Origin of the sequence: Celeribacter halophilus (assembly GCF_018860305.1) — a bacterium.
Classification (GTDB): domain Bacteria; phylum Pseudomonadota; class Alphaproteobacteria; order Rhodobacterales; family Rhodobacteraceae; genus Celeribacter; species Celeribacter halophilus_A.
The window spans coordinates 46,820-65,867 of record NZ_JAHKPE010000008.1; the positions used below are offsets into that span (position 1 = coordinate 46,820).

The window sequence follows — 19,048 nt, forward strand, 5'->3', positions numbered from 1 at the left end:
ATTAGTATGGAGATTTTATGGTAAGACCCCACTCCATATTGGGCCCGGCATTTCATATCTCAGAGGCGCGCTCAGAAGAGGCTTAAACCAACATGCAAACCGTCTTGTTTTCCAGATAGTTGTCCAACCCGAAGGCCCCATTCTCAACCCCCCAGCCAGACGCTTTCATGCCGCCTTTTGGTAGCTCTGGCGAAAAGTAACTGTGGCAGTTAACCCAAACTGTGCCCGCACGCACCTGTGCGCCTAGACGATGCGCCGTCGACAGGTTCTCGGTCCACACAGAGGCGGCCAAACCGTATTGCGTGTCATTCGCCATGGCGATCACCTCATCTGCATCATCAAACGGGGTAAGTGTGGCCACCGGACCAAATATCTCTTCGCGCATCACCGCCATATCAGGGCGCACGTTCGTCAAAACCGTTGGGTGGTAGAACGACGGATGATCCGCCTCCCTCTTGCCCCCCGTCAAAACCTCAGCGCCAGAAGCGCGGCCAGCGTCAACAATGTCAGCCACATGTTTGGCATGGCCTGCGTTGACCAAAGGACCAAGTTCGCTATCAGGATCAAGCCCGTGCCCAAGTCGTAGAGACTGCGCTGTCTCGGCAAACTTGTGTGCAAAATGATCATAAACCCCCCGTTGAACATAGATGCGCGAAGCCGCCACACAGACCTGTCCCGAATTGGCAAAAATACCCCGCGCAACCCCCGACACAGTCAGGTCGAGGTCGGCATCATTCATGACAATGGCCGGAGATTTACCACCAAGCTCAAGCGTTAGTTTTTTCAAATTACCCTGCGCTGATCCCAACAAACGACGCCCGACTTCCGTCGATCCGGTAAAAGCGACCTTGGCCACATCAGGGTGAGTTCCAAGGGCTTCTCCCACCTCATGACCAAAGCCAGTCAAAAGGTTCACCACACCAGCGGGCGCACCCGCTTGTTCAATCAATTCGCACAAACGCACCGCCGTGAGAGAGGTCTCTTCGGCGGGTTTCAAAATCACCGTACAGCCCGTGCAAAGTGCGGGGGCAAGTTTCATCGCAGCCATCAACAAAGGCGAATTCCACGGCACAATCGCCGCGACCACGCCGACGGGTTCGCGCCGTGTGTAGGCCATGACCTGTTTGCCGGCTGGAGCGTATCCGATGGACGGCGTGATGGTCTGGCCCGATAATTTGGTCGCATAGCCCGCGTAATAGCGAAACTGCGCAATCGCTCCATTTAGTTCACCCAATCGGGCTGTAGCATATGTTTTGCCTTGATCCAGACATTCAAGCTCGGCCAATTCATCCGCATGCGCCTCAATCAAATCAGCGATTTTCCACAAAATCGCCTGACGCGTGGCCGGCAACATCCCCGCCCAATCGGCCCTTATCAGCGAACGATTGGCGGCCTCAACAGCTTGATCTGCTTCAGCCTGACCCGCGCGAGACAAGCGCGTAAGCAGCTCCCCAGTGGCGGGATCATGGCTGTCAAAAGTGTCAGATAAAATGCGCCATTCACCTCCGATCCAAACCGGTTGAACAGGCCGGGACAGTACTGCTTTAGCTCCGACAGTTTTAGGCGCGCAGGGTTTTACCGTGAATGTCATCGTCTCGTGTCCTTAATCATATCTCGCGCCAAACGCGCCCCACGCAGAATGGAATGGTATCCAGTACAGCGGCAAATATTGCCTTCAAGCGCCTCTTCGATCATCGCGTCGTCTGGAAGGTTTTCGACAGACAAAAGCCCCGTGAGACTCATCATCACACCAGGTGCGCAATACCCGCATTGGAACCCGTTCTCGATCTCCATCGCTTCAATTAGCACCCTGCCCGCAGGTTGCGTTTCAAGTCCCGTGATCGTGGTGATCTCGGCGCCTTCAATTTGCCATCCCATCACAAGGCACGCGTTGATCGGCGCGCCGTCGCGCAGTACCGTACAAGCGCCACAGCGTCCGATGTCACAGCCGTTTTTCGTAGCCGTCGCTCCGATATCTTCGCGCAGGTACGTCAAGAGCATTGCATCAGCGGCAATCTGTGCAGGCGCGCCGTTAAGCTTAAACTGTATCATGCCCGCCCCTCCATCATCGTAAGGCTGTCCATCACCGTAAGAAGTGTCTCGGGCGAAACCGGCGTTATCGCGGGCCAATACCCAATCGCATCAGCAACAGCATTGGCAATCGCGGGCGCCACGGCACCCACTCCAAGTTCCCCTGCACCGCGGGGCCCAAACGGGTCTTCGGGATCTAGACTTTCATGTGCCGTTACCCGCATACGTTCAGGTGCATCCTTGACGTTCGGCATCATGTAGCTGTCGAAATTCCGCGTAACAGGATGCCCCGCATGAAAGAGCATGTCTTCCGTCAAAGTGCTGCCAAGCCCTTGCACCAGACCGCCCTCCATTTGACCCAGATAAGATGCCATATCCATCACGGGGCCCGCCGCCGTATGCATTTCAAAATCAACGACACGCACCATGCCTGTGATCCGGTTCACAGCAATGCGTGCCAGAGTTACGCCAAAGGCAAAAATGAAGCGCGCATTGCCCTTGGTATAGTTCGTCTTTGGATAAAGGTAATGTGCTTGAACCGGTGCGACATCCCCCAAGTCGGCGAATGTCAAACAAGGTGCCCGCGTATTCAAATCCACTTTTGTGATCCCGCCAGGCACGATTGCCAGTGTGTCGCTGGAACAGTTCAATATCTCCGCTGCGCGCGCCAAAAGAGCCGTCTGAAACTCTGGCGCCGTTTCTTCGACACCACGCCAAACCACATAACCACCACGGGCCGCTGTAGTGGATCCGCTGTCGGGCGCGCGTTTTGTATCGCCAAACACAGCGCACACATCGGCACGGTCACAGCCCAGTTTATCTGAAACAGCGGCATGTAAAGAGGCAACAAGCCCCTGCCCCATTTCATCCAACCCACACAAGGCTTGGATTTTTCCATCTTTAAGCGCTAGTCCAAAATCAGCTTCGTCTTCTGGAATTGTCCCCAATCCGTTGCCTTGATAATTCAAGGCCATCCCGACACCGGCCCATTCATCCTCTTTGATGGCAAATGGCTGCCACATGCGCGAGGCTGAAGCCGCGGCAAGCATTTCGGGCAACCGCTCTGTCGGAGCCACTTTTTGACCAAGCACACCAGGACTGCCCAGCGCGCGAAGATTACGGCGGCGAATTTCAACCGGATCGAGTGCGCATAATGCTGCCAGACGGTCCATTTGGCACTCAATGGCATAGGTCATCTGATTGGCACCAAAGCCCCGAAACGCACCACAAGTTCCGTTATTGGTATAAGCCAACCGTCCACGCGCGCGGTAATGCGGAATCGCGTACGGCCCAACCACATGCTCCATCGCCGTTTCCAGAACGCCGGGTGACAAGGATGCATAAGCTCCACATTCGGAGAGCACATCGACGTCTTGCACAATGACTTTTCCCTGTGCATCGCAACCGGTTTTCATTTTTATCCACATAGGATTGCGCTTGGTTCCGGCCTGTACACTTTCGGCCCGTGACAAATGCAACCGCACAGCTTGCCTCGATTTCAATGCCAAAAGCGCTAGCGCTGGCTGAACCGTCAATTCATCTTTGCCGCCAAAAGCCCCACCCGTGGGTGACGTGATCACGCGCACATTTTCTGCTGGCATATCCAGAATACGTGCGAGTTGCATTTGATCACGCGCGCCATGCTGCCCGCCGGCACAGATTAACAAACCCGCACCGTCAGGCGCCGCCCAGCCACCTTCGGTTTCCATAAAACCATGTATCTGACGCGGTGTTACATAGGTCTCTTCGACGATATGTGCGGCGCTTGCCCATACTTCATCCCACTCAAGCCCCGTATCGCCGCGACCATGGGCCACCTCAGTTACCAGATTGCCCGTCTCATGGACCAAGGACGTATCAGGCGCCAAAGCGGCACGTGCCTCTGTGACGACAGGTAAATCTTCATAGGTAACTTTGATAAGAGACAAAGCTTTGGATGCCGTTGGCCCATCGATAGCAGCGACAGCCGCGATAGGATCACCCGTGTAGCGCACTTTATCAGCGCATAAGGCTGGCTGGTCTTGAAACACGATACCGAACCCGTTCAGCCCTTTGATATCACGATGCGTCACCACCGCCTTTACGCCCGGCAAAGCCTCGGCTTTTGATGTATCAATCGCCAAGATGCGCGCATGCGGTCGCCCAGCGCGCAGAATGCGACCAACCAGCATCTGGGCATCGCGTGTATCCGTAAGATAGGACAGTTTACCACGCACTTTCGAGGGCATATCAGGGCGCGTTTGCCAGCGCTCCTGCCCCGTGCTGCGCGATAATTCCGTCAACTCGGGTGGAGGCATCTTTGTAGGTCGGCGCGTTGTTTTATGCAGCTTGACATCTGATAAACCAAACAGCCCCGCAGCAAGCCCCGCAGCCGCCACACGTTTGCGGTAGTTTGCCGTTCGAAAAGAACAATCGGGGGCAGAAATTTCTGTTTCTATGCGGTGTCGCAAATCATTCAGGTCAACATCTTCTGGCGTTTGACCCAACAGCCACGCCTCCGCACCATGCAATCTTTGCGGCGGGGTCACACCGCCGCCCACAGCCAACCGCAGGTCTGATATTTTACTATCCTGCACCGACATTATCCCAGCTGATGCGATAATTGATGCGGTAAAAGCCTGTCTCAAACCGATTTTGTGCCATGTACTTTTAGATGCATTCTCTTCAAGCGGCTTCAAAGTGAGCGACAAAACAATGCCAACAGGCGCTGACAAATACTCCAAGACGCTCATGGCGCCCTCGGTCGTTTCAACAACAGCGTCCAAAGCAATCAGCGCCGGAATAAGACACCCTTTGCCCCACGCCAGATTGCCACCCAAAGTGGCCAAGCGCCGAATGTTCGGCGCGGCCACATCAGCGCAAGCTTTGGACAAAAGCGGGATATTGGCGTGTCGAATGTCTTCAAGAGGCGTGCCTGCGCCGATTGTGAACCCTTGAATTCCTTTGGGGATCAAATGGCCGATCGGTACATATTGTGCGGGTGGTGTTTGACCTTGAGAGAACTCCAATTGAAAACCAGAGCCCCCCGCAACAGCAACACCCCCTGCCGAAATCAGCTTGGCTGCTTCTGTTAAACTATCAGGCCGCGTGATTTTCATGCTGCCTCCGGCGTTGTCGTGCCGAAGGTTAAGCCTTTTTGTTTCAACCACCGCCGATAAGCGACCGAAGAACTGTCGGCACGCGTCGGGATTTCAGCGCGCGCTTCAAGCGGTAAAAGCAGTGGGCGCTGGTTTTCGACGATGATCCTGTCTTGCAAAAAGATCACCTGCTCAAACCGCAACAGTTGGGTATGACTGGCCTCTTGATCCGTAAGATACATCACAGGGATCGCACGCACTTCGTCTTCGTCTATCGGGTGAATAAACAGCGCGATGGCATCTTCAACTCCACCACTGTCCGGCACCACACGGTAAAGCATCACAACAAACGGCGACGGAACCCGATAGGTAAGCTGTGCGAACTCGCCATCCGGACGGGTGGTCGTCATCTGGGGTTGGAAAAATTTGCAATTGGTTGCCCAGACCTCATCCACGTCATGGCGGATTTCAGATTTATAGCTAAGCACTTCTGTATGTGGCTCGGTGCCCAAAATATCCGCATGAACAAATGGGAAATGCGCCATGTCCAGAAAGTTTTCCACAACCCGCAACCCGGAGGCCCGCATTTTGACCCAACCACATGGCACAAAACGGCGGCCTTTTTCTTGGCTTTCTGCAATCTCAAAAATTTCTTTGTTCGGTGTGCCCAATGTGGTCCAAAGCACGCCAAACTTTTCACGGACCGGCAAGTCCCGACCATCGTGAACCACCTTGTGGCCCGGACCAACGGTGATGGGGTGGCCAAGTAATCTGGTGTCTTCTGCGCGATCCAAATCGGTCACAGTTGCAACAGCATACCAATCATTCAGCGCCACGGGATCTTGGGTGCCAGCCATCTTTTTATCCTTTAGTCCGTCCATTGCGTCGTCCCGCCACCATTGGCATCCAACCATGTTTGGCGACGCTGAAAATGCCCGGGAGCCAGACGGGAAACACGATCAATAATTTCAGTCATATCGCCAGACACAAGGCGCCCTTCGTCGACACAGATCTCACCATTTACCATGGTCATTTTGACATCGCCGCCTTTGGCCGCATGGACAAGGTTGTGTTGCAAATTGAACCAACGCCCATCCGGGAAAAACGGCGTCATGCGTAGCGATTGACCATCTACGGCTATAATATCGGCTTTTTTACCCACTTCGAGAGAGCCCGTGATCGTGTCCAACCCCACCGCCTTGGCTCCCAAACAGGTCGCCATTTCCAACACAGACCAACTGTCCATCGCAGCCGCATCCAGTTCACGCAGTTTGCCTTTGAGAGAGGCTGTTTTCATCTCTTCGAACATGTCGAAATTGTTATTTTCCTTTTCGCCATCCGTACCGATCCCGACAGGCACACCAGCGGCCAACATCTCTTTGATGGGGGCGATTCCTGAGGCCAATTTCATATTCGATATGGGGTTATGCGCCACAGAGACATTATAGTCTGCAACCATCTCGATCTCGTCTTGCGAGAACCAAACAGCATGGGCGAACATCGCCAAGGGGGTCTCAAAGAACCCAAGATCACGGAACACCTCCATCGGTTTTTTCCCATACCGTGACTGGTATTCCGCAAGTTCAATTTCAGCTTCAGAGCAATGCGTGTGAAACGGTACGTTGTATTTTTTCGACATATCAATGGCGCGCTGTTGGGCGGGCTCATCTGCGTAGAAAAGATGTTCTAAACCGACCCAAACATTCACACGCCCCTGTGCTTTGCCATTCCAGCGGTCAATCAACCCTTCGTTCATATCAAGAGTGTCGAAGTAGTTGTAATCGGGATGCTCCCCCACATAAGGCACTGCAATCAAACGGTTTCCAAGAACCTCGCAAGCCCGCGCAGACCCATCCATATAACGCCACATATCGACGATGGTCGTCGTGCCGCCCAACAGGCTTTCGGCGTAAGCAAGGTAACTTGCCGCTTCGGCTTCTTCGGGTAAAAGGACACGGTGCATGGGGTTGATATGCTGCGCCAACCAATCCCAGACGGGCAAATGTTCTGCTGTGCCGCGCAGGAATCCAGAATGCGCATGTGCATTGATCAACCCTGGCATCAACACAGCTTTGCCCAGATTTTTGACAGGCACGTTCGGGTTGGCCGCGATCACTTCAGCCTGTGGGCCAATGGCGGCAATCTCATCGCCCTTCACAAAAATCGCCGCGTCTGTCAGCGTTTCGCGCGTTGTATTCATTGTTACGATGGCATCGGCGGTCAAAATCAGGTCGCTCATGCGTCCTCCAATATAAATGTTGCGGCACGTTCACCGATCATCGTGACAGGTGCGTGGGTGTGGCACGCAGGGATTTCGGGAATGACAGAAGCGTCCGCGACCCAGAGACCGCGGACGCCTTTAACGCCCAACCGAGGGGAAACGGGGGCATCATTATGAGAGCCCATTTGAGCTGTTCCGCAACAGTGGAAAAAGGTGGAACAGGACCGTCGCACAAAGGTCTCAAAGTCATCAGATCTCAGTGGCGCGACGTAGTCTTTGAAAAAGAGGGCAAAGCCCTGTGACGCGACCATATCCATAAGAAATTCTACGCCATTTAACAGGGCCGCCAAATCACGCGGGTCGCCAAGTAAATTGGGTTGAATGTCTAACGGCGCGGTGGGAGACGCGGCGTTTAGGCGTATCTGTCCTTTGGAATGCGAACGCATCACACCAAGTCCGATGGCAAAAACGTCATCCCCATCCAAGTTATACTCATCCCATAGCGCTGGCGTCGCAGAGCGCCCTTGGACAGGAAATGCCAAAAGGTCAGCTTGAGGAAGCCCGTCATCAGATTTCCAAATCGTCAAGGTCCCCCCGCCGTTGCCCACCATGTCTCCAAGCGGCGCTGAGGCACGAAAGTTCAATGCGCGCAGCAATGGGTGATCTTGAAGGTTTTGCCCAATGGCCTCGGCTTTCACTTTGATCGGCAGTCCCAAACGCGCCAATTCCGTCTCTGGTCCAATCCCGGACAACATCAAAAGGCACGGCGTTTCCAAGGCGCCTGCAGCTAAGATCACGCCACACTGCGCTGTGAGATGCGCCTCGCCGTCGGGGCCACTCACCACGACACCAGATGCACGATCACCCTCAAACGTGAGATGCAACGCAAGGGTTTCGGTCAACACGGTCAAACGATCAGAAGTAATAATCGGCAACAGATAGCCCTCAGCCGAAGTATGCCGTCGGCCCGCGCCATCAATATTGCAATTTGCCAACCCCACGCCCAAGGGTTCAGGACCATTCGGATCATCAATCAGCGGCAATCCCATCGCCGCGCCGCCTTTAAGCATTGCTTGAGTTAGCGGATGGTCTGGGTTTGGGCGGGTGATTTTAAGCGGGCCTTCGCCACCACGTAAATCGCTTGCTCCCTCGGACCAGCTTTCACTGGCCTTAAACGCAGGCAAACAGTCTTGCCAGCTCCAACCTGCCGCGCACGCATTCCAACGTTCATAATCAGCAGGCACGCCTCGATACCACATCATCGCATTCGTAGCAGATGATCCCCCCAAGGCCTTGCCGCGCGGGATCGCAATCTCGCGTCCAAGGATACGGTCGGTCGGGGTATAGTGGTGCCCCCAATCCCATGCACCACTTTGAAGTGAGAACCATTTTGACGGATTTTCAATATCTGAAATACCGAAGCTCGGCCGTCCAGCTTCAACCACCGCAACATCCGCGCCCGCATCATGAAGGCGCCGCGCAACCGCAGAGCCCCCAGAACCAGACCCGATGATGATATAGTCAAAGCTGGTTTTCATGTCCTGCTCAATTGTGCTCGGAAGGGCCCATAATCGTGATCCTTTCCGTTTTCTCGACATGGCGTACAAAGATATATTTGTCTTCGCGCCCATCAGAATGTTTACGCTTGATTTCAGGCTGAACAGTGCCCGAAACCTTGGCGACGACGACATAAGGAACATCCGCCTTCAGACCCGCCTCACAATGTGCGTCAAACTCTTCTACAGTGGTTGCGGTATACGCCTGATCGACACCTGAAGCGCGAGCAATTCCGGCAAGATCGACACGCCCCGACGCGGTGTGCGTCTTGGGTCCACCAATCGATTGATATTGCTCGTTATCCCAAACAACGACAAACAGATTTTTCGGCTGCTCGTTGCCTAATGTTGCGAGAATACCCAAGTTAAACAAAAGCCCGCCATCGGTGTCGAGCGATACAATTTGACGGTCTGGCAGACCTGCGGCCAAACCGAAAGCTTCAGGTGTCACACAGCCAAGCTGTTGTTGAAAGAGTGACGCTTCGCGCATATGCGGCGCAGCATTGTACCATTCATCAACGGACGCGCCGAGCGACAAAATCACCAGTTCATCAGACAGACGCGCCGCCAATTTGGTCATACAATCAAATCGTTTCATCGCACGATACTCCCAGATAGAGCCACAGCTGTGTGGTAATAAGAGGCATAGGCCAGTTCATATGCATCGACGATCGATTGTTCGATGCGCTCCTCTTCATGCTCGACCACATAGGGAATACGCAACGCTTTAAGAACCGGTTCCATTGTGGTCCCGTGCGGCACTGCCCACCAATTGTTTTCGCCCATATCGCCGCGGTAGCTCAAAAGCATTACAACCGGAATGCCAGCACCAAGACCCATTCGCGCCAAAGGTTCGACAGACGCCCGCAGGCCGGAATTTTCCATGACCAATGCCGCGCGTTGACCGGACAAAAATATGCCACCGCAAATTGCAGCCCCTTCGCCCTCATTTGTCACCTGAATCGTGCGGATATCCGGGTCAGCATCAAGTGCGGGGTAAAGTTCTTTGAACAAGCTATCGGGGAGATAGCACACAACCGTCACCCCAGCCCGTTTCAGTCCGCGGATCACCGCATCGACGGCACTTTGTTTCATTATTATCTCCGGTTGATAGCTCTATTGCTATCAACCTGTCAGGAAAAAACTGTTCCTAAAAGGCGCCAATTACAGAACGAGTTGTTCAACTATACGCAACACTAATCCCGCGCGCCTTCTCGCATCGCTTCAAGAGTGGACGTCAAAACATCCGCCAGCGCCTGAGCCGCTTCGGACACTTCTCCTTTCGGGCGCGATACAAGTGTCAATCGCCTTAAGCTTAACCCAGGATCAGACAAAGGAATAAAAGTCAGTTGCCCGCGCGAAATCTCGGTCTGCACCCCCATTTGGGTCTGCAAAATAATACCTAAACCACGTGTCGCGAGATCAATCATCAGACCGATAGAGTTGGTTTTTGTCCGGCGCGAAAACTCAACAAAAGCCCCAGAAAACATTTGCTCTACTGAACTGCCTAGCGTCAAAGACCCATCCGACAGGATGACCCGTTCGCCTGCAAGATCATAACTTTTCAGCTTTCTGCGCAGCTTCGTGAGCGGACTTCCGGGGGAAACCAAAACTCCAAGCGGCAGAGAAATTGACGTCAGCCTACGGGCATTACGCGGCACGCGCACATCGAATGCTAGCGCGAGATCAGCCTCGCCCTGATGCACCAAATCAACCGCATCTTGTGAGCCTACAACCTGGATATCGACACTGATTTCCGGATGGCGCACCCAAAAACCGGCAAGCACATCTGTCAGAATCCCCCGAGACGCACTTTCAATAACGGCCAAAGTGACAGTTCCGCGACGCAGCCCCTGCAGGTCGCCAATTTCCGTCACCGCACGGTTCATTTCCCCCGTCGATTGCTTGATGTGGTGTTCAAGCAATTCCCCAGCAGAGGTAAGTCGCAATCGTTGCTTCGTACGGTCGAACAAAGGCGTGCCAAGGTCTTCTTCAAGTTGCTTTATCGAGCGCGAAATAGAAGAAGGCGCGACATTCAACGTCAATGCCGCCTGACGGATGGACCCCAAGCGGGCCACCAGAGAAAAGTGGTAGACGCGAGACGAAACAAGGCCGAGGCGATGTAAATCCAAAAGCTTTCCTAATGATAGTCTGGAATGCCCGGCATCGTAATGAAACCTGGCAGCAGGCGTATCCTACGCGCCCAAAGACGTAGTGCAGGGAACTCGTCATGATCAAGATTAAAATCTCGACTGAGTGCGAAAGCTGGGAACAATGCAAGGTCTGCCAAACTGGGCACATCACCCGCTACAAAATTGTCGCCTCGCAAAGACTGCCTCGTCAAATGGTCGTCCAAAATACGAAACAGCGCCCGCGCCTGCGCACGCAATTCAGCGACATCCCCCGCCGCATCCAGCAGGGCGACGGCGCGTGCCTGCACCGCGACAGCGAGATCGTCGCACGCGAATCCCAGCCAATCCATCATCCGCGCGCGGCCCTTTGCGTCATCCGGTATGAACCGTTTGTTGATATCTTGCTCCGCCACATACATCAGGATTGCTAAAAGATTGCGCAAAACATGTCCGTCGTCCTCCAAAATGGGCAGGCGCCCCAGCGGGTTTAGTTTTAAATACTCAGGGGATTTTTCTTCTTCGCCGGGAAAGGCGTCCACGTTGATCAGTTCCAGCGCTACTTCTGCACAAGACGCAACCAAACGGACTCGATAGCAATTCTCAAAAAGATCGTAATTATGTAAGATCATGCCACGACCTCCAACCTTTCGACGCTACGTCGCAGTTCCTCACTCCAATCAAGGATAGATTCCCTTACATCGCCCGCACAGCTTTCAGGCACAGTAATATGCAGCGCGCATTTGGCGTTTGAAATAGGCTGGATACCAATGGCCATAACGGTTCCATCCAGATCCAAAACTACGATATTCGCGACAGCGCCATCAACGCAGCCCAGCTTGCGGAACGCACCTAAAACAGTCGCAACCGAGGCATCAATATATACGGATTTAACACCGTCCATAGCGGGCAAGCCCGCGAAAGCGCCCTCATTTGACCCAAGCGGCAATTGCGCCCAAATCATCCCCCCCGCTTCGGCCACACCATAACGGGCAACACAGATAGATTTCGGGACCTCCACCTCAGGGTGAGCAGGAATATATTGACACGTGCCGCTCTGATCATACTCCCAGCCATGATATAGGCAGGTAATGTGATCGCCACGCACGAACCCAAAGCTCATCTTCATACCACGATGGGGGCAACGATCTTCCCAAGCATGCGCAACGCCAGAGGCATCACGCCAGACGACGATTTCTGCGCCATCTGCAACCACGCCAGCAGATGTGCCAGTTTCGATCATATTTGATAGGGCGATCGGAACCCATTGCGACAGAACTTCCTCGGTCCGCGTCATAAAGACATTCCTTTTTTTACCTGCATTTCGTCACGCGAAATATTGTAAACAACGCAATCTTGTGGCCCAAGGCTCATGGCCATTTCAAATGCATCCACCAAAGCTGATTGCCCTGTCACCACCATTTTCGCGCAGGTATCACTTTGGTACTGCGTGACAAGTTGCAACGACAAGCGTTGTGCGCGGTGTTGCGCAAACTCAAGAAAGCTCGCAGCAAGCAAGTCTCCCTTAAATGTAAATTTGACCTGTTCGATTTTCATACGCGCGCACGGCATCCCACAAGAAGGCCCCAAAGAACACAGGGGGCAACGACTGAATGTTTAATATCGGAATCACTTAGAGAGACGAAATTCACACCCGTCAAGTGTTGTTCTAAAAGCAACATTGAGGTGCAAACTTAGCCTCTATTCAGCATCATTTACTTTTGGAAACGTGGTATCACATACAAAGATGAGACGGACAAACCGCCTTGTCGCGGACACGAGTTTCGAGGTTTGGCTGCTGATGCATCACACTGGCACCCAAACAATACATCTAGACATCTAAGCGCGTTCATGCGCGCCCCCGTCCCTGATGTTGCGTACAAAGGGATGAGGCTGCACCAATAGATAAGAGGTTCTTCCCTATGATTTCGACCAAATCCCTGTCCCGCCGCGGCTTTTTGAACATGGGTGCCGCAGCTGGCGTAGGTCTTCTTTTGCCCAAAACCGGCCTCATCCAGCCCGCACATGCAGCAAACCCACTTGCACCCGTCGCAGAAGAAAATGCACATATCGCGTTTGGGCACACTGGCCCGACCTCTGACGAAGGATGGACGTGGGCACATGACCAAGGCATGAAAGCTGTCGAAGCAGCGTTTCCCAAGCTGCGCACATCTTATGTAGAGAGCATCCCCTATTCAGCGGACGCCACGCGTATTTACCGCCAATTCGTGGCCGATGACGCCAACATGGTCTTCGCAACATCGAACTACGGTGATTTCCTATACGACGTCGCAAACCGTGCCCCTGACGTTGCTTTTTATGAATGTGACGGGCGAAACGCTCTCGACAATCTTGGCACTTACTACGTGTCACACTGGTACCCATCCTACATTGCAGGGATCGCTGCTGGGGCAATGTCACCTTCTGGCAAATTGGGCTATGTTGCGTCTTTCCCAGTACCTTCAGTCTATTCCGGCACCAATGCTTTCCTTATGGGCGCACGGACGGTCAACCCCGAAGCAACCCTACAAACCATCGTGATCAACAGCTGGTTTGATCCGCAAGCGGCCACACAGGCCGGCACAGCTTTGATCGACAATGGCTGTGACGTGCTCTTTGGTATCATGGATGAAGCGGGTTATTTGCAGGTTGCTGAAGAACGCGGCGCCAAAGCAGTTATGTGGAACACCGATTTGCGCCGCTATGGCCCTAACGCCTACATTTCTTCCATTATAGTGGACTTTAAAGCCTTCTATGTCGAACAAGTACGCCGTCGCCTTGCTGGCGAATGGACCCCGACCCAAGACCTTCTGCCCTTCGGCAGTGGCGTGGACGTTGACGCATGGGGGGATACAGTTCCTGCGGATGTCGCCGCGAAAGCCGATGCTGTAAAAGCGTCGATCATGGATGGATCCTTCAACCCGTTCATGGGTGAAATCAAAGACAGCAAAGGCAACGTCAAAGTCGCTAAAGGTGAAACAATGACGGAGCAAGAGCTCTACCATTGGAATTGGTCCATCGAGGGCGTGTCAGGTTTGGACACGTAAAGATGGCGCGGCAAACCGCATCGATCCAACAGCGTCTCGGGTTAGCTCCCGGGACGCCACCTATTTTGGCGCTGAAGGGTGTCTGCAAATATTTCCCTGGCGTTATCGCGAATGAAGATGTCGATATTGATGTCTACCCCGGTGAAATTCACGCCCTTTTGGGGGAAAACGGCGCGGGCAAATCAACCTTGATGAACATCGTAACCGGCATCTACAAAATGGATGCAGGCGAAGTGATTGTTGAAGGTCGTGCGCGTGAGTTTTCATCGCCCACGGATGCGATTGAAGCGGGCATCGGCATGGTGCATCAGCATTTCAAATTGGTGCGCGCGTTTACCGTGGCTGAAAACATTCATCTCGGATGGCCCCAAACCCCGAAACGTATTTCAAAACGCCACTTAGAGGCTCGCACACACGCACTTGCACAAACTCTAGGTTTGACCGTCAAGCCCGAAGCCATCGTGGCAAACCTATCCACGGGCGAACAACAACGCGTCGAAATTCTCCGCGTTCTTGCACGTGATGCCAAACTTCTTATCCTCGACGAACCCACCGCCGTACTGACCCCCCGAGAAGCGCGCGAGCTTTTTACAGCTCTGCGGGCCTTTGTTGCGCGTGGTAATGCGGTCATTTTTATCTCGCACAAGCTCGACGAGGTGATGGAAGTCTCCAACCGCGTGACTGTGTTACGTGGCGGAAAAAAAGTGGCAACGGAATGGACGGAGAATTGCACCGAAAATAGCCTTGCGCAATTAATGGTCGGGCGGGAAATCGTCTTGACCGAGACACCTAATAAAACATCGCCTTCAATCGAAACCGCCCCCATTCTCAATCTATCAGAGATCAGCCTAACGACAGATCAGGGAACTGTTCTGAACAACATATCGTTCGATCTGGCTGCAGGAGAGATTCTTGGCATCGCAGGGATTGCCGGCAATGGGCAACGCGAATTGACTTACGTGATGTCCGGTCTTTCCACGCCCAGCTCGGGCACGCTGACCCTTGATGGTAAAAATATTACAAAGGCTGGCGCAAGGGCGATGGCGCAAATGGGCATCGGTCACATCCCAGAAGATCGGCTTCATTCTGGCATGGCCCCGACCTTGTCGATCGCAGACAATGCTGTTTTGCGCGAATATGCCCAACCACCATTGACCCGCAAAGGCTGGTTCTCCCCAAAAGGTGCGGCCAATTTGGCGCGCGAGATTGCAAAAGTCGCCGATGTAATGGTGCCTGATTTCAATATGCCTGCACGCAATCTGTCCGGCGGCAACCAACAACGGCTTGTTGCTCGGCGCGAAATGCGAATTGCGGAAAAGATATTGATCGCGGCCTACCCGTCGCGTGGCCTCGATGTTGGCGCGATCAACACAATGATGCGCTATTTCATAGAGCTGAGGGATCAAGGCGTCGCTGTGGTTCTTATTTCCGAGGAACTAGAAGAACTACTGAATTTCTCTGACAGAATTGCCGTCATGTTTCACGGTGAAATCATGGGCATCATCCCCACGAACGACGCCGATGTAGAGCAAATCGGATTGATGATGGGCGGCACCCGGCAGGAGGATTTGACATGAACCAGATACGCCTTCAGCGCATGCCAATTGCCGCGCCGCGCGTGGCCTTTGCCTTTCGAGTGGCTTCCGTTGTCTTAGCACTTGTCACCACTGCGATTGCGTTGTCGATAAGCGGGCGCAATCCAATTGAGTTAGGTGCCAAGGTCATATCCTCAACCTTTGGGTCTTCTTTCGGCCTAGAAGATCTGGCTCTTTTGTTCTCGCCATTGGTCTATTGCGGCCTAGCCGTTGCCCTCGCCTTACGCATTGGTGCGTGGAATATCGGCGCCGAAGGCCAGTTCAATTTCGGGGCTTTTTGTGCAACAGGTGTCGCCCTGTTTGTACAAGGGCCGACTTGGGTCATCCTACCTTTGATGGGCGTTGCGGGAATGATCGGGGGCGCGTTGTGGATTTTGATCCCGACATTGGCGCGTGCTTATGCAGATGTTTCGGAACTTATCACAACGCTTTTGATGAATTTCGTCGCCATGTTATTGGTCTATTGGGTCGCGACGGGCCCGTGGCTTGATCCGTCGGGCATGGCTTTGGCGACCACCTCACGACTACCTGTCTCCGTGCCAGCTATTTGGGGGATTGTGCATTGGGGGCCTCTCGTCGGCATCTTTCTGGCAATCACTTTGGCTCTTTTTGTGACCTATACACGCTGGGGATACGAAGTGCGGATCGCAGGTGCCAATCCGGGGGCCGCTCGTTATGCGGGTATGCCAGTAAAAACTCAATTGATCGGCATCATGCTTTTGTCTGGCGCGATTGCGGGGCTTGGAGGAATGATGGAAGTGGCCGGAACGGTGGGGCGCTTGCAAGGCGGCATATCGAACAATTACGGCTATATCGGCATTATGGTTGCCGTGCTCGCACGGGCTGCCCCTATCGGGGTCTTGGCCACCGCATTTTTCATGGCGGTCCTTTTAAATGGCGGCATTGTTTTGCAATCTCAAGGGTTAACCACCCACACTGTTTTGGCTGTGACTGGCCTTATCCTTCTCTACGCCGCCATCGGCGACGAAATGGCCCATTACAAAATCCTACCCACCAAAGCGAAGGACGCCTGACATGGATATTATCGCAGGTCTTATTCAAACCGCATTCCTTGCAGGGGGCGTCTTGGCCTTAGCGGCTTTGGGCGAAGTTTTGGCCGAACGTGTCGGGGTTGTTAATCTTGGCGTAGAGGGCTTGATCGCACTGGGCGCTATGTCTGCTGTGGCGACAGTTGTCAGCACAGGATCTGCATGGCTTGGGCTTTTTGTGGCGCTTCTTGTGGGATTCTGCTCTGGCATGATTTTTGCAACCGCGACGGTGATTATACGTGCCAATCAAATTCTGTGCGGACTCGCCCTGACTTATATCGGCACAGGCATGGCCGCCACGATCGGCAAACCGTTTTCCGGCTCGCCCGTGCCCGTCACATTTGAAGACCTTCACATTCCTTTCCTGTCCGATTTACCCTTTTTCGGCCGTGCGTTTTTTAGCCACAACATTTTGGTCTATGTGATCTTTCTCGCGCTTCCCTTGGCGCTGCATTACATGATGTTTTACACGCGCCATGGCTTGAATATGCGTGCCGTTGGCGAAAACCCTGCGGCGGCTGATGCAGCGGGTATTTCTGTGATGAAAATGCGGTTTTGGTACACGTCCTTGGGGTCGGCGTTGGCTGCTGGAGCTGGGGCCTATCTCACCTTATCCTTTGTACCAAGCTGGTCAGAAGGTGTTGTCGCAGGGCGCGGATGGATTGCTGTTGCTCTTGTTATTTTTGCAGGCTTCAGGCCCATCAATGCTGTTCTGGCAGGGTTGCTCTTTGGTTTTATCACAGCGCTCGGCTTTACCGGTCAGGCCCGCAATTGGCCGATCGCGTCCTCAATATTATCAATGCTGCCTTACCTTGGGACTATGGCTCTCATGATTTTGCCAGTGATTACATGGCAACGTATGCGCCGCCTTATGGCTGCCCCGGAGGGTATCACAGTGCCTTACTATAGAGATCAAAGATGACATCTATACTTTTCAAACACATCTCGCATCTTGCCACATTTGACGGGCCCTACCGTGACGCAGGAACGGAAGTTTCCGATGGTTTTATCCTGATCCGCGATAATATCATTATCGCCTGCGGCCCTATGATGGATTGCCCCGACGACGCAGAACGCACAGCGGATCGTGTGCTTGATTTGTCGGATCACGTGGTGATGCCAGGCATGGTAAACACTCATCATCATTTTTATCAGAACCTCACCCGCGTTATGGTTCAAGATGACGAATTGTTTGTTTGGCTTAAGACACTATATCCAATCTGGGCAAGGCTGGATGATCGCGCAATGGCAACAGCATCACGCATGGCGATGGCCGAACTGATCATGTCCGGGTGTACCACCAGCTCAGATCACCAATATATCATGCCGAACGACTGCACCCTCGGCACGCCCATCCGTGTGGCACAAGAAATGGGCATGCGTTTTCACGCAGCTCGCGGCGCAATGAGCCGTGGCGAAAGCAAAGGTGGATTGCCACCGGACAGCTGCGTGGAAGAGGAAGAGGACATCCTTAAAGACGCCGAGCGCCTGATTGGCACCTATCACGACATGTCAGATCATGCGATGACTCGGATCGTTCTTGCACCATGTTCGGCGTTTTCTGTCACGCAAGGTTTGATGAAAGATGCGGCGGCTTTGGCGCGTTCGTATGAAGGGGTTCGCCTACATTCTCACATCGCCGAAGTCCTGTCCGAAGAAGAATACTGCCTAGAGACCTATGGCATGCGATCTGTGGCTTATGCCGAAAGCTGTGACTGGTTGGGGCCAGATATCTGGTTTGCCCATGCCATTTTCCTGAATAGCTCAGAAATCAAAACTTTTGCAGACACCGGAACCGGGGCAACCTTTTGTCCCTCCGCTCATATGCGATGCGGACTTGGCATCATGCGCGCACGCGAAATGTTGGACGCAGGGGTCACAGTCGGACTTGGCGTAGATGGGTCTGCATCTAACGACACCTCCAATATGTTTTCCGAAGTACGTTTTGCTCAGTTCTTGCAACGTGTCGCACCGGATCGCTACCTGTCTGAAGCACCGGGGGCGCGCGGCGGTTTTGGTGGCACCCCTGCGGCGATGTCCGCGCGCGAGGCGCTTTGGATGGCAACGCGCGGCGGGGCAAAGATTTTAGGCCGTGACGACATCGGTCAGATCGCACCGGGAAAATCCGCTGATTTGATCGCCATCAAACGCACCCAGCTTGGTATGGCCGGCACGCAGCGTGATCCTTTGGCTGCACTTGTCATGTGCGGTCCTTTTAATGCCGATTACTCTTTCATCAATGGTATCCCTGTGATCGAACAAGGGGCCTTTACCCGTCTGGATATTAATGCAGCAATGCGCGACCATGCCCAGACGATGGATCGCATTTACGCATGAGGAATG

General features: G+C 53.6%; 17 protein-coding genes. 5 read left to right on the plus strand and 12 right to left on the minus strand.

Annotation, left to right across the window (positions count from 1 at the left end):
* Positions 1 to 82 precede the first annotated feature (82 nt).
* The 12 genes from KO492_RS00600 to KO492_RS00655 all read right to left on the minus strand — a co-directional run bounded on the left by KO492_RS00600 (position 83) and on the right by KO492_RS00655 (position 12,571).
* Positions 83 to 1,591 carry an aldehyde dehydrogenase family protein gene (locus KO492_RS00600; protein WP_216043191.1) on the minus strand — a complete coding sequence of 503 codons (1,509 nt, stop codon included), beginning with the start codon at positions 1,589 to 1,591 and terminating at the stop codon, positions 83 to 85.
* Entirely contained in the window at positions 1,588 to 2,052 is a 465-nt protein-coding gene (locus tag KO492_RS00605) for a (2Fe-2S)-binding protein (RefSeq protein WP_216043192.1), read from the minus strand. The genes KO492_RS00600 and KO492_RS00605 overlap by 4 nt, the downstream gene beginning before the upstream one ends.
* Positions 2,049 to 5,129 (minus strand): molybdopterin cofactor-binding domain-containing protein, encoded by a 3,081-nt coding sequence (locus KO492_RS00610; protein ID WP_216043193.1) that lies wholly within the window; start codon positions 5,127 to 5,129, stop codon positions 2,049 to 2,051. The genes KO492_RS00605 and KO492_RS00610 overlap by 4 nt, the downstream gene beginning before the upstream one ends.
* Positions 5,126 to 5,965: an aromatic ring-hydroxylating oxygenase subunit alpha gene (locus KO492_RS00615; protein ID WP_216043194.1), complete on the minus strand. Its 840-nt coding sequence runs from the start codon at positions 5,963 to 5,965 to the stop codon at positions 5,126 to 5,128. The genes KO492_RS00610 and KO492_RS00615 overlap by 4 nt, the downstream gene beginning before the upstream one ends.
* A gap of 11 nt (positions 5,966 to 5,976) precedes the next feature.
* Positions 5,977 to 7,347, minus strand: coding sequence for an amidohydrolase family protein (locus KO492_RS00620; protein WP_216043195.1), 1,371 nt, complete (start codon positions 7,345 to 7,347; stop codon positions 5,977 to 5,979).
* The gene (locus KO492_RS00625; RefSeq protein ID WP_216043196.1) at positions 7,344 to 8,867 is read right to left on the minus strand and encodes a GMC family oxidoreductase; all 1,524 of its coding nucleotides are present in this window, start codon (positions 8,865 to 8,867) and stop codon (positions 7,344 to 7,346) included. Before KO492_RS00625 ends, KO492_RS00620 begins: the two co-directional genes overlap by 4 nt.
* A 7-nt stretch (positions 8,868 to 8,874) precedes the next feature.
* On the minus strand, positions 8,875 to 9,483 hold the full coding sequence (locus KO492_RS00630) for a thiamine pyrophosphate-dependent enzyme (RefSeq protein ID WP_216043197.1): 609 nt from the start codon (positions 9,481 to 9,483) through the stop codon (positions 8,875 to 8,877).
* Positions 9,480 to 9,980: a thiamine pyrophosphate-binding protein gene (locus KO492_RS00635; RefSeq protein WP_216043198.1), complete on the minus strand. Its 501-nt coding sequence runs from the start codon at positions 9,978 to 9,980 to the stop codon at positions 9,480 to 9,482. The genes KO492_RS00630 and KO492_RS00635 overlap by 4 nt, the downstream gene beginning before the upstream one ends.
* Before the next feature lie 101 nt (positions 9,981 to 10,081).
* On the minus strand, positions 10,082 to 11,017 hold the full coding sequence (locus tag KO492_RS00640) for a LysR family transcriptional regulator (protein WP_216043199.1): 936 nt from the start codon (positions 11,015 to 11,017) through the stop codon (positions 10,082 to 10,084).
* A gap of 8 nt (positions 11,018 to 11,025) precedes the next feature.
* Complete coding sequence (locus KO492_RS00645; RefSeq protein ID WP_216043200.1) at positions 11,026 to 11,646, minus strand: glutathione S-transferase family protein; 621 nt, start codon at positions 11,644 to 11,646, stop codon at positions 11,026 to 11,028.
* Complete coding sequence (locus KO492_RS00650; protein WP_216043201.1) at positions 11,643 to 12,311, minus strand: Rieske (2Fe-2S) protein; 669 nt, start codon at positions 12,309 to 12,311, stop codon at positions 11,643 to 11,645. The genes KO492_RS00645 and KO492_RS00650 overlap by 4 nt, the downstream gene beginning before the upstream one ends.
* Positions 12,308 to 12,571, minus strand: coding sequence for a hypothetical protein (locus tag KO492_RS00655; RefSeq protein WP_216043202.1), 264 nt, complete (start codon positions 12,569 to 12,571; stop codon positions 12,308 to 12,310). The genes KO492_RS00650 and KO492_RS00655 overlap by 4 nt, the downstream gene beginning before the upstream one ends.
* Before the next feature lie 365 nt (positions 12,572 to 12,936).
* Between KO492_RS00655 and KO492_RS00660 the strand changes: the two genes are divergently transcribed.
* From KO492_RS00660 to KO492_RS00680, 5 genes are read left to right on the plus strand one after another with little or no spacing between them, the layout of a single operon-like run.
* Positions 12,937 to 14,061, plus strand: coding sequence for a BMP family ABC transporter substrate-binding protein (locus tag KO492_RS00660; RefSeq protein ID WP_216043203.1), 1,125 nt, complete (start codon positions 12,937 to 12,939; stop codon positions 14,059 to 14,061).
* 2 nt (positions 14,062 to 14,063) lie between these two features.
* Complete coding sequence (locus tag KO492_RS00665) at positions 14,064 to 15,638, plus strand: ABC transporter ATP-binding protein (RefSeq protein WP_216043204.1); 1,575 nt, start codon at positions 14,064 to 14,066, stop codon at positions 15,636 to 15,638.
* Positions 15,635 to 16,690, plus strand: coding sequence for an ABC transporter permease (locus KO492_RS00670; RefSeq protein WP_216043205.1), 1,056 nt, complete (start codon positions 15,635 to 15,637; stop codon positions 16,688 to 16,690). Before KO492_RS00665 ends, KO492_RS00670 begins: the two co-directional genes overlap by 4 nt.
* A 1-nt stretch (position 16,691) precedes the next feature.
* Entirely contained in the window at positions 16,692 to 17,627 is a 936-nt protein-coding gene (locus KO492_RS00675; RefSeq protein ID WP_216043206.1) for an ABC transporter permease, read from the plus strand.
* Positions 17,624 to 19,042, plus strand: coding sequence for an 8-oxoguanine deaminase (locus KO492_RS00680; protein WP_216043207.1), 1,419 nt, complete (start codon positions 17,624 to 17,626; stop codon positions 19,040 to 19,042). The genes KO492_RS00675 and KO492_RS00680 overlap by 4 nt, the downstream gene beginning before the upstream one ends.
* The last annotated feature ends 6 nt before the right edge of the window (positions 19,043 to 19,048 follow it).

Coding starts and splice junctions, on each gene's coding strand:
- KO492_RS00650 (WP_216043201.1), bottom strand. CDS start 12,311: ATGACGCGGACCGAGGAAGTTCTGTCGCAATGGGTTCCGATCGCCCTA.
- KO492_RS00675 (WP_216043206.1), top strand. CDS start 16,692: ATGGATATTATCGCAGGTCTTATTCAAACCGCATTCCTTGCAGGGGGC.
- KO492_RS00615 (WP_216043194.1), bottom strand. CDS start 5,965: ATGGCTGGCACCCAAGATCCCGTGGCGCTGAATGATTGGTATGCTGTT.
- KO492_RS00660 (WP_216043203.1), top strand. CDS start 12,937: ATGATTTCGACCAAATCCCTGTCCCGCCGCGGCTTTTTGAACATGGGT.
- KO492_RS00620 (WP_216043195.1), bottom strand. CDS start 7,347: ATGAGCGACCTGATTTTGACCGCCGATGCCATCGTAACAATGAATACA.
- KO492_RS00665 (WP_216043204.1), top strand. CDS start 14,064: ATGGCGCGGCAAACCGCATCGATCCAACAGCGTCTCGGGTTAGCTCCC.
- KO492_RS00645 (WP_216043200.1), bottom strand. CDS start 11,646: ATGATCTTACATAATTACGATCTTTTTGAGAATTGCTATCGAGTCCGT.
- KO492_RS00600 (WP_216043191.1), bottom strand. CDS start 1,591: ATGACATTCACGGTAAAACCCTGCGCGCCTAAAACTGTCGGAGCTAAA.
- KO492_RS00635 (WP_216043198.1), bottom strand. CDS start 9,980: ATGAAACAAAGTGCCGTCGATGCGGTGATCCGCGGACTGAAACGGGCT.
- KO492_RS00610 (WP_216043193.1), bottom strand. CDS start 5,129: ATGAAAATCACGCGGCCTGATAGTTTAACAGAAGCAGCCAAGCTGATT.
- KO492_RS00670 (WP_216043205.1), top strand. CDS start 15,635: ATGAACCAGATACGCCTTCAGCGCATGCCAATTGCCGCGCCGCGCGTG.
- KO492_RS00625 (WP_216043196.1), bottom strand. CDS start 8,867: ATGAAAACCAGCTTTGACTATATCATCATCGGGTCTGGTTCTGGGGGC.
- KO492_RS00680 (WP_216043207.1), top strand. CDS start 17,624: ATGACATCTATACTTTTCAAACACATCTCGCATCTTGCCACATTTGAC.
- KO492_RS00655 (WP_216043202.1), bottom strand. CDS start 12,571: ATGAAAATCGAACAGGTCAAATTTACATTTAAGGGAGACTTGCTTGCT.
- KO492_RS00605 (WP_216043192.1), bottom strand. CDS start 2,052: ATGATACAGTTTAAGCTTAACGGCGCGCCTGCACAGATTGCCGCTGAT.
- KO492_RS00630 (WP_216043197.1), bottom strand. CDS start 9,483: ATGAAACGATTTGATTGTATGACCAAATTGGCGGCGCGTCTGTCTGAT.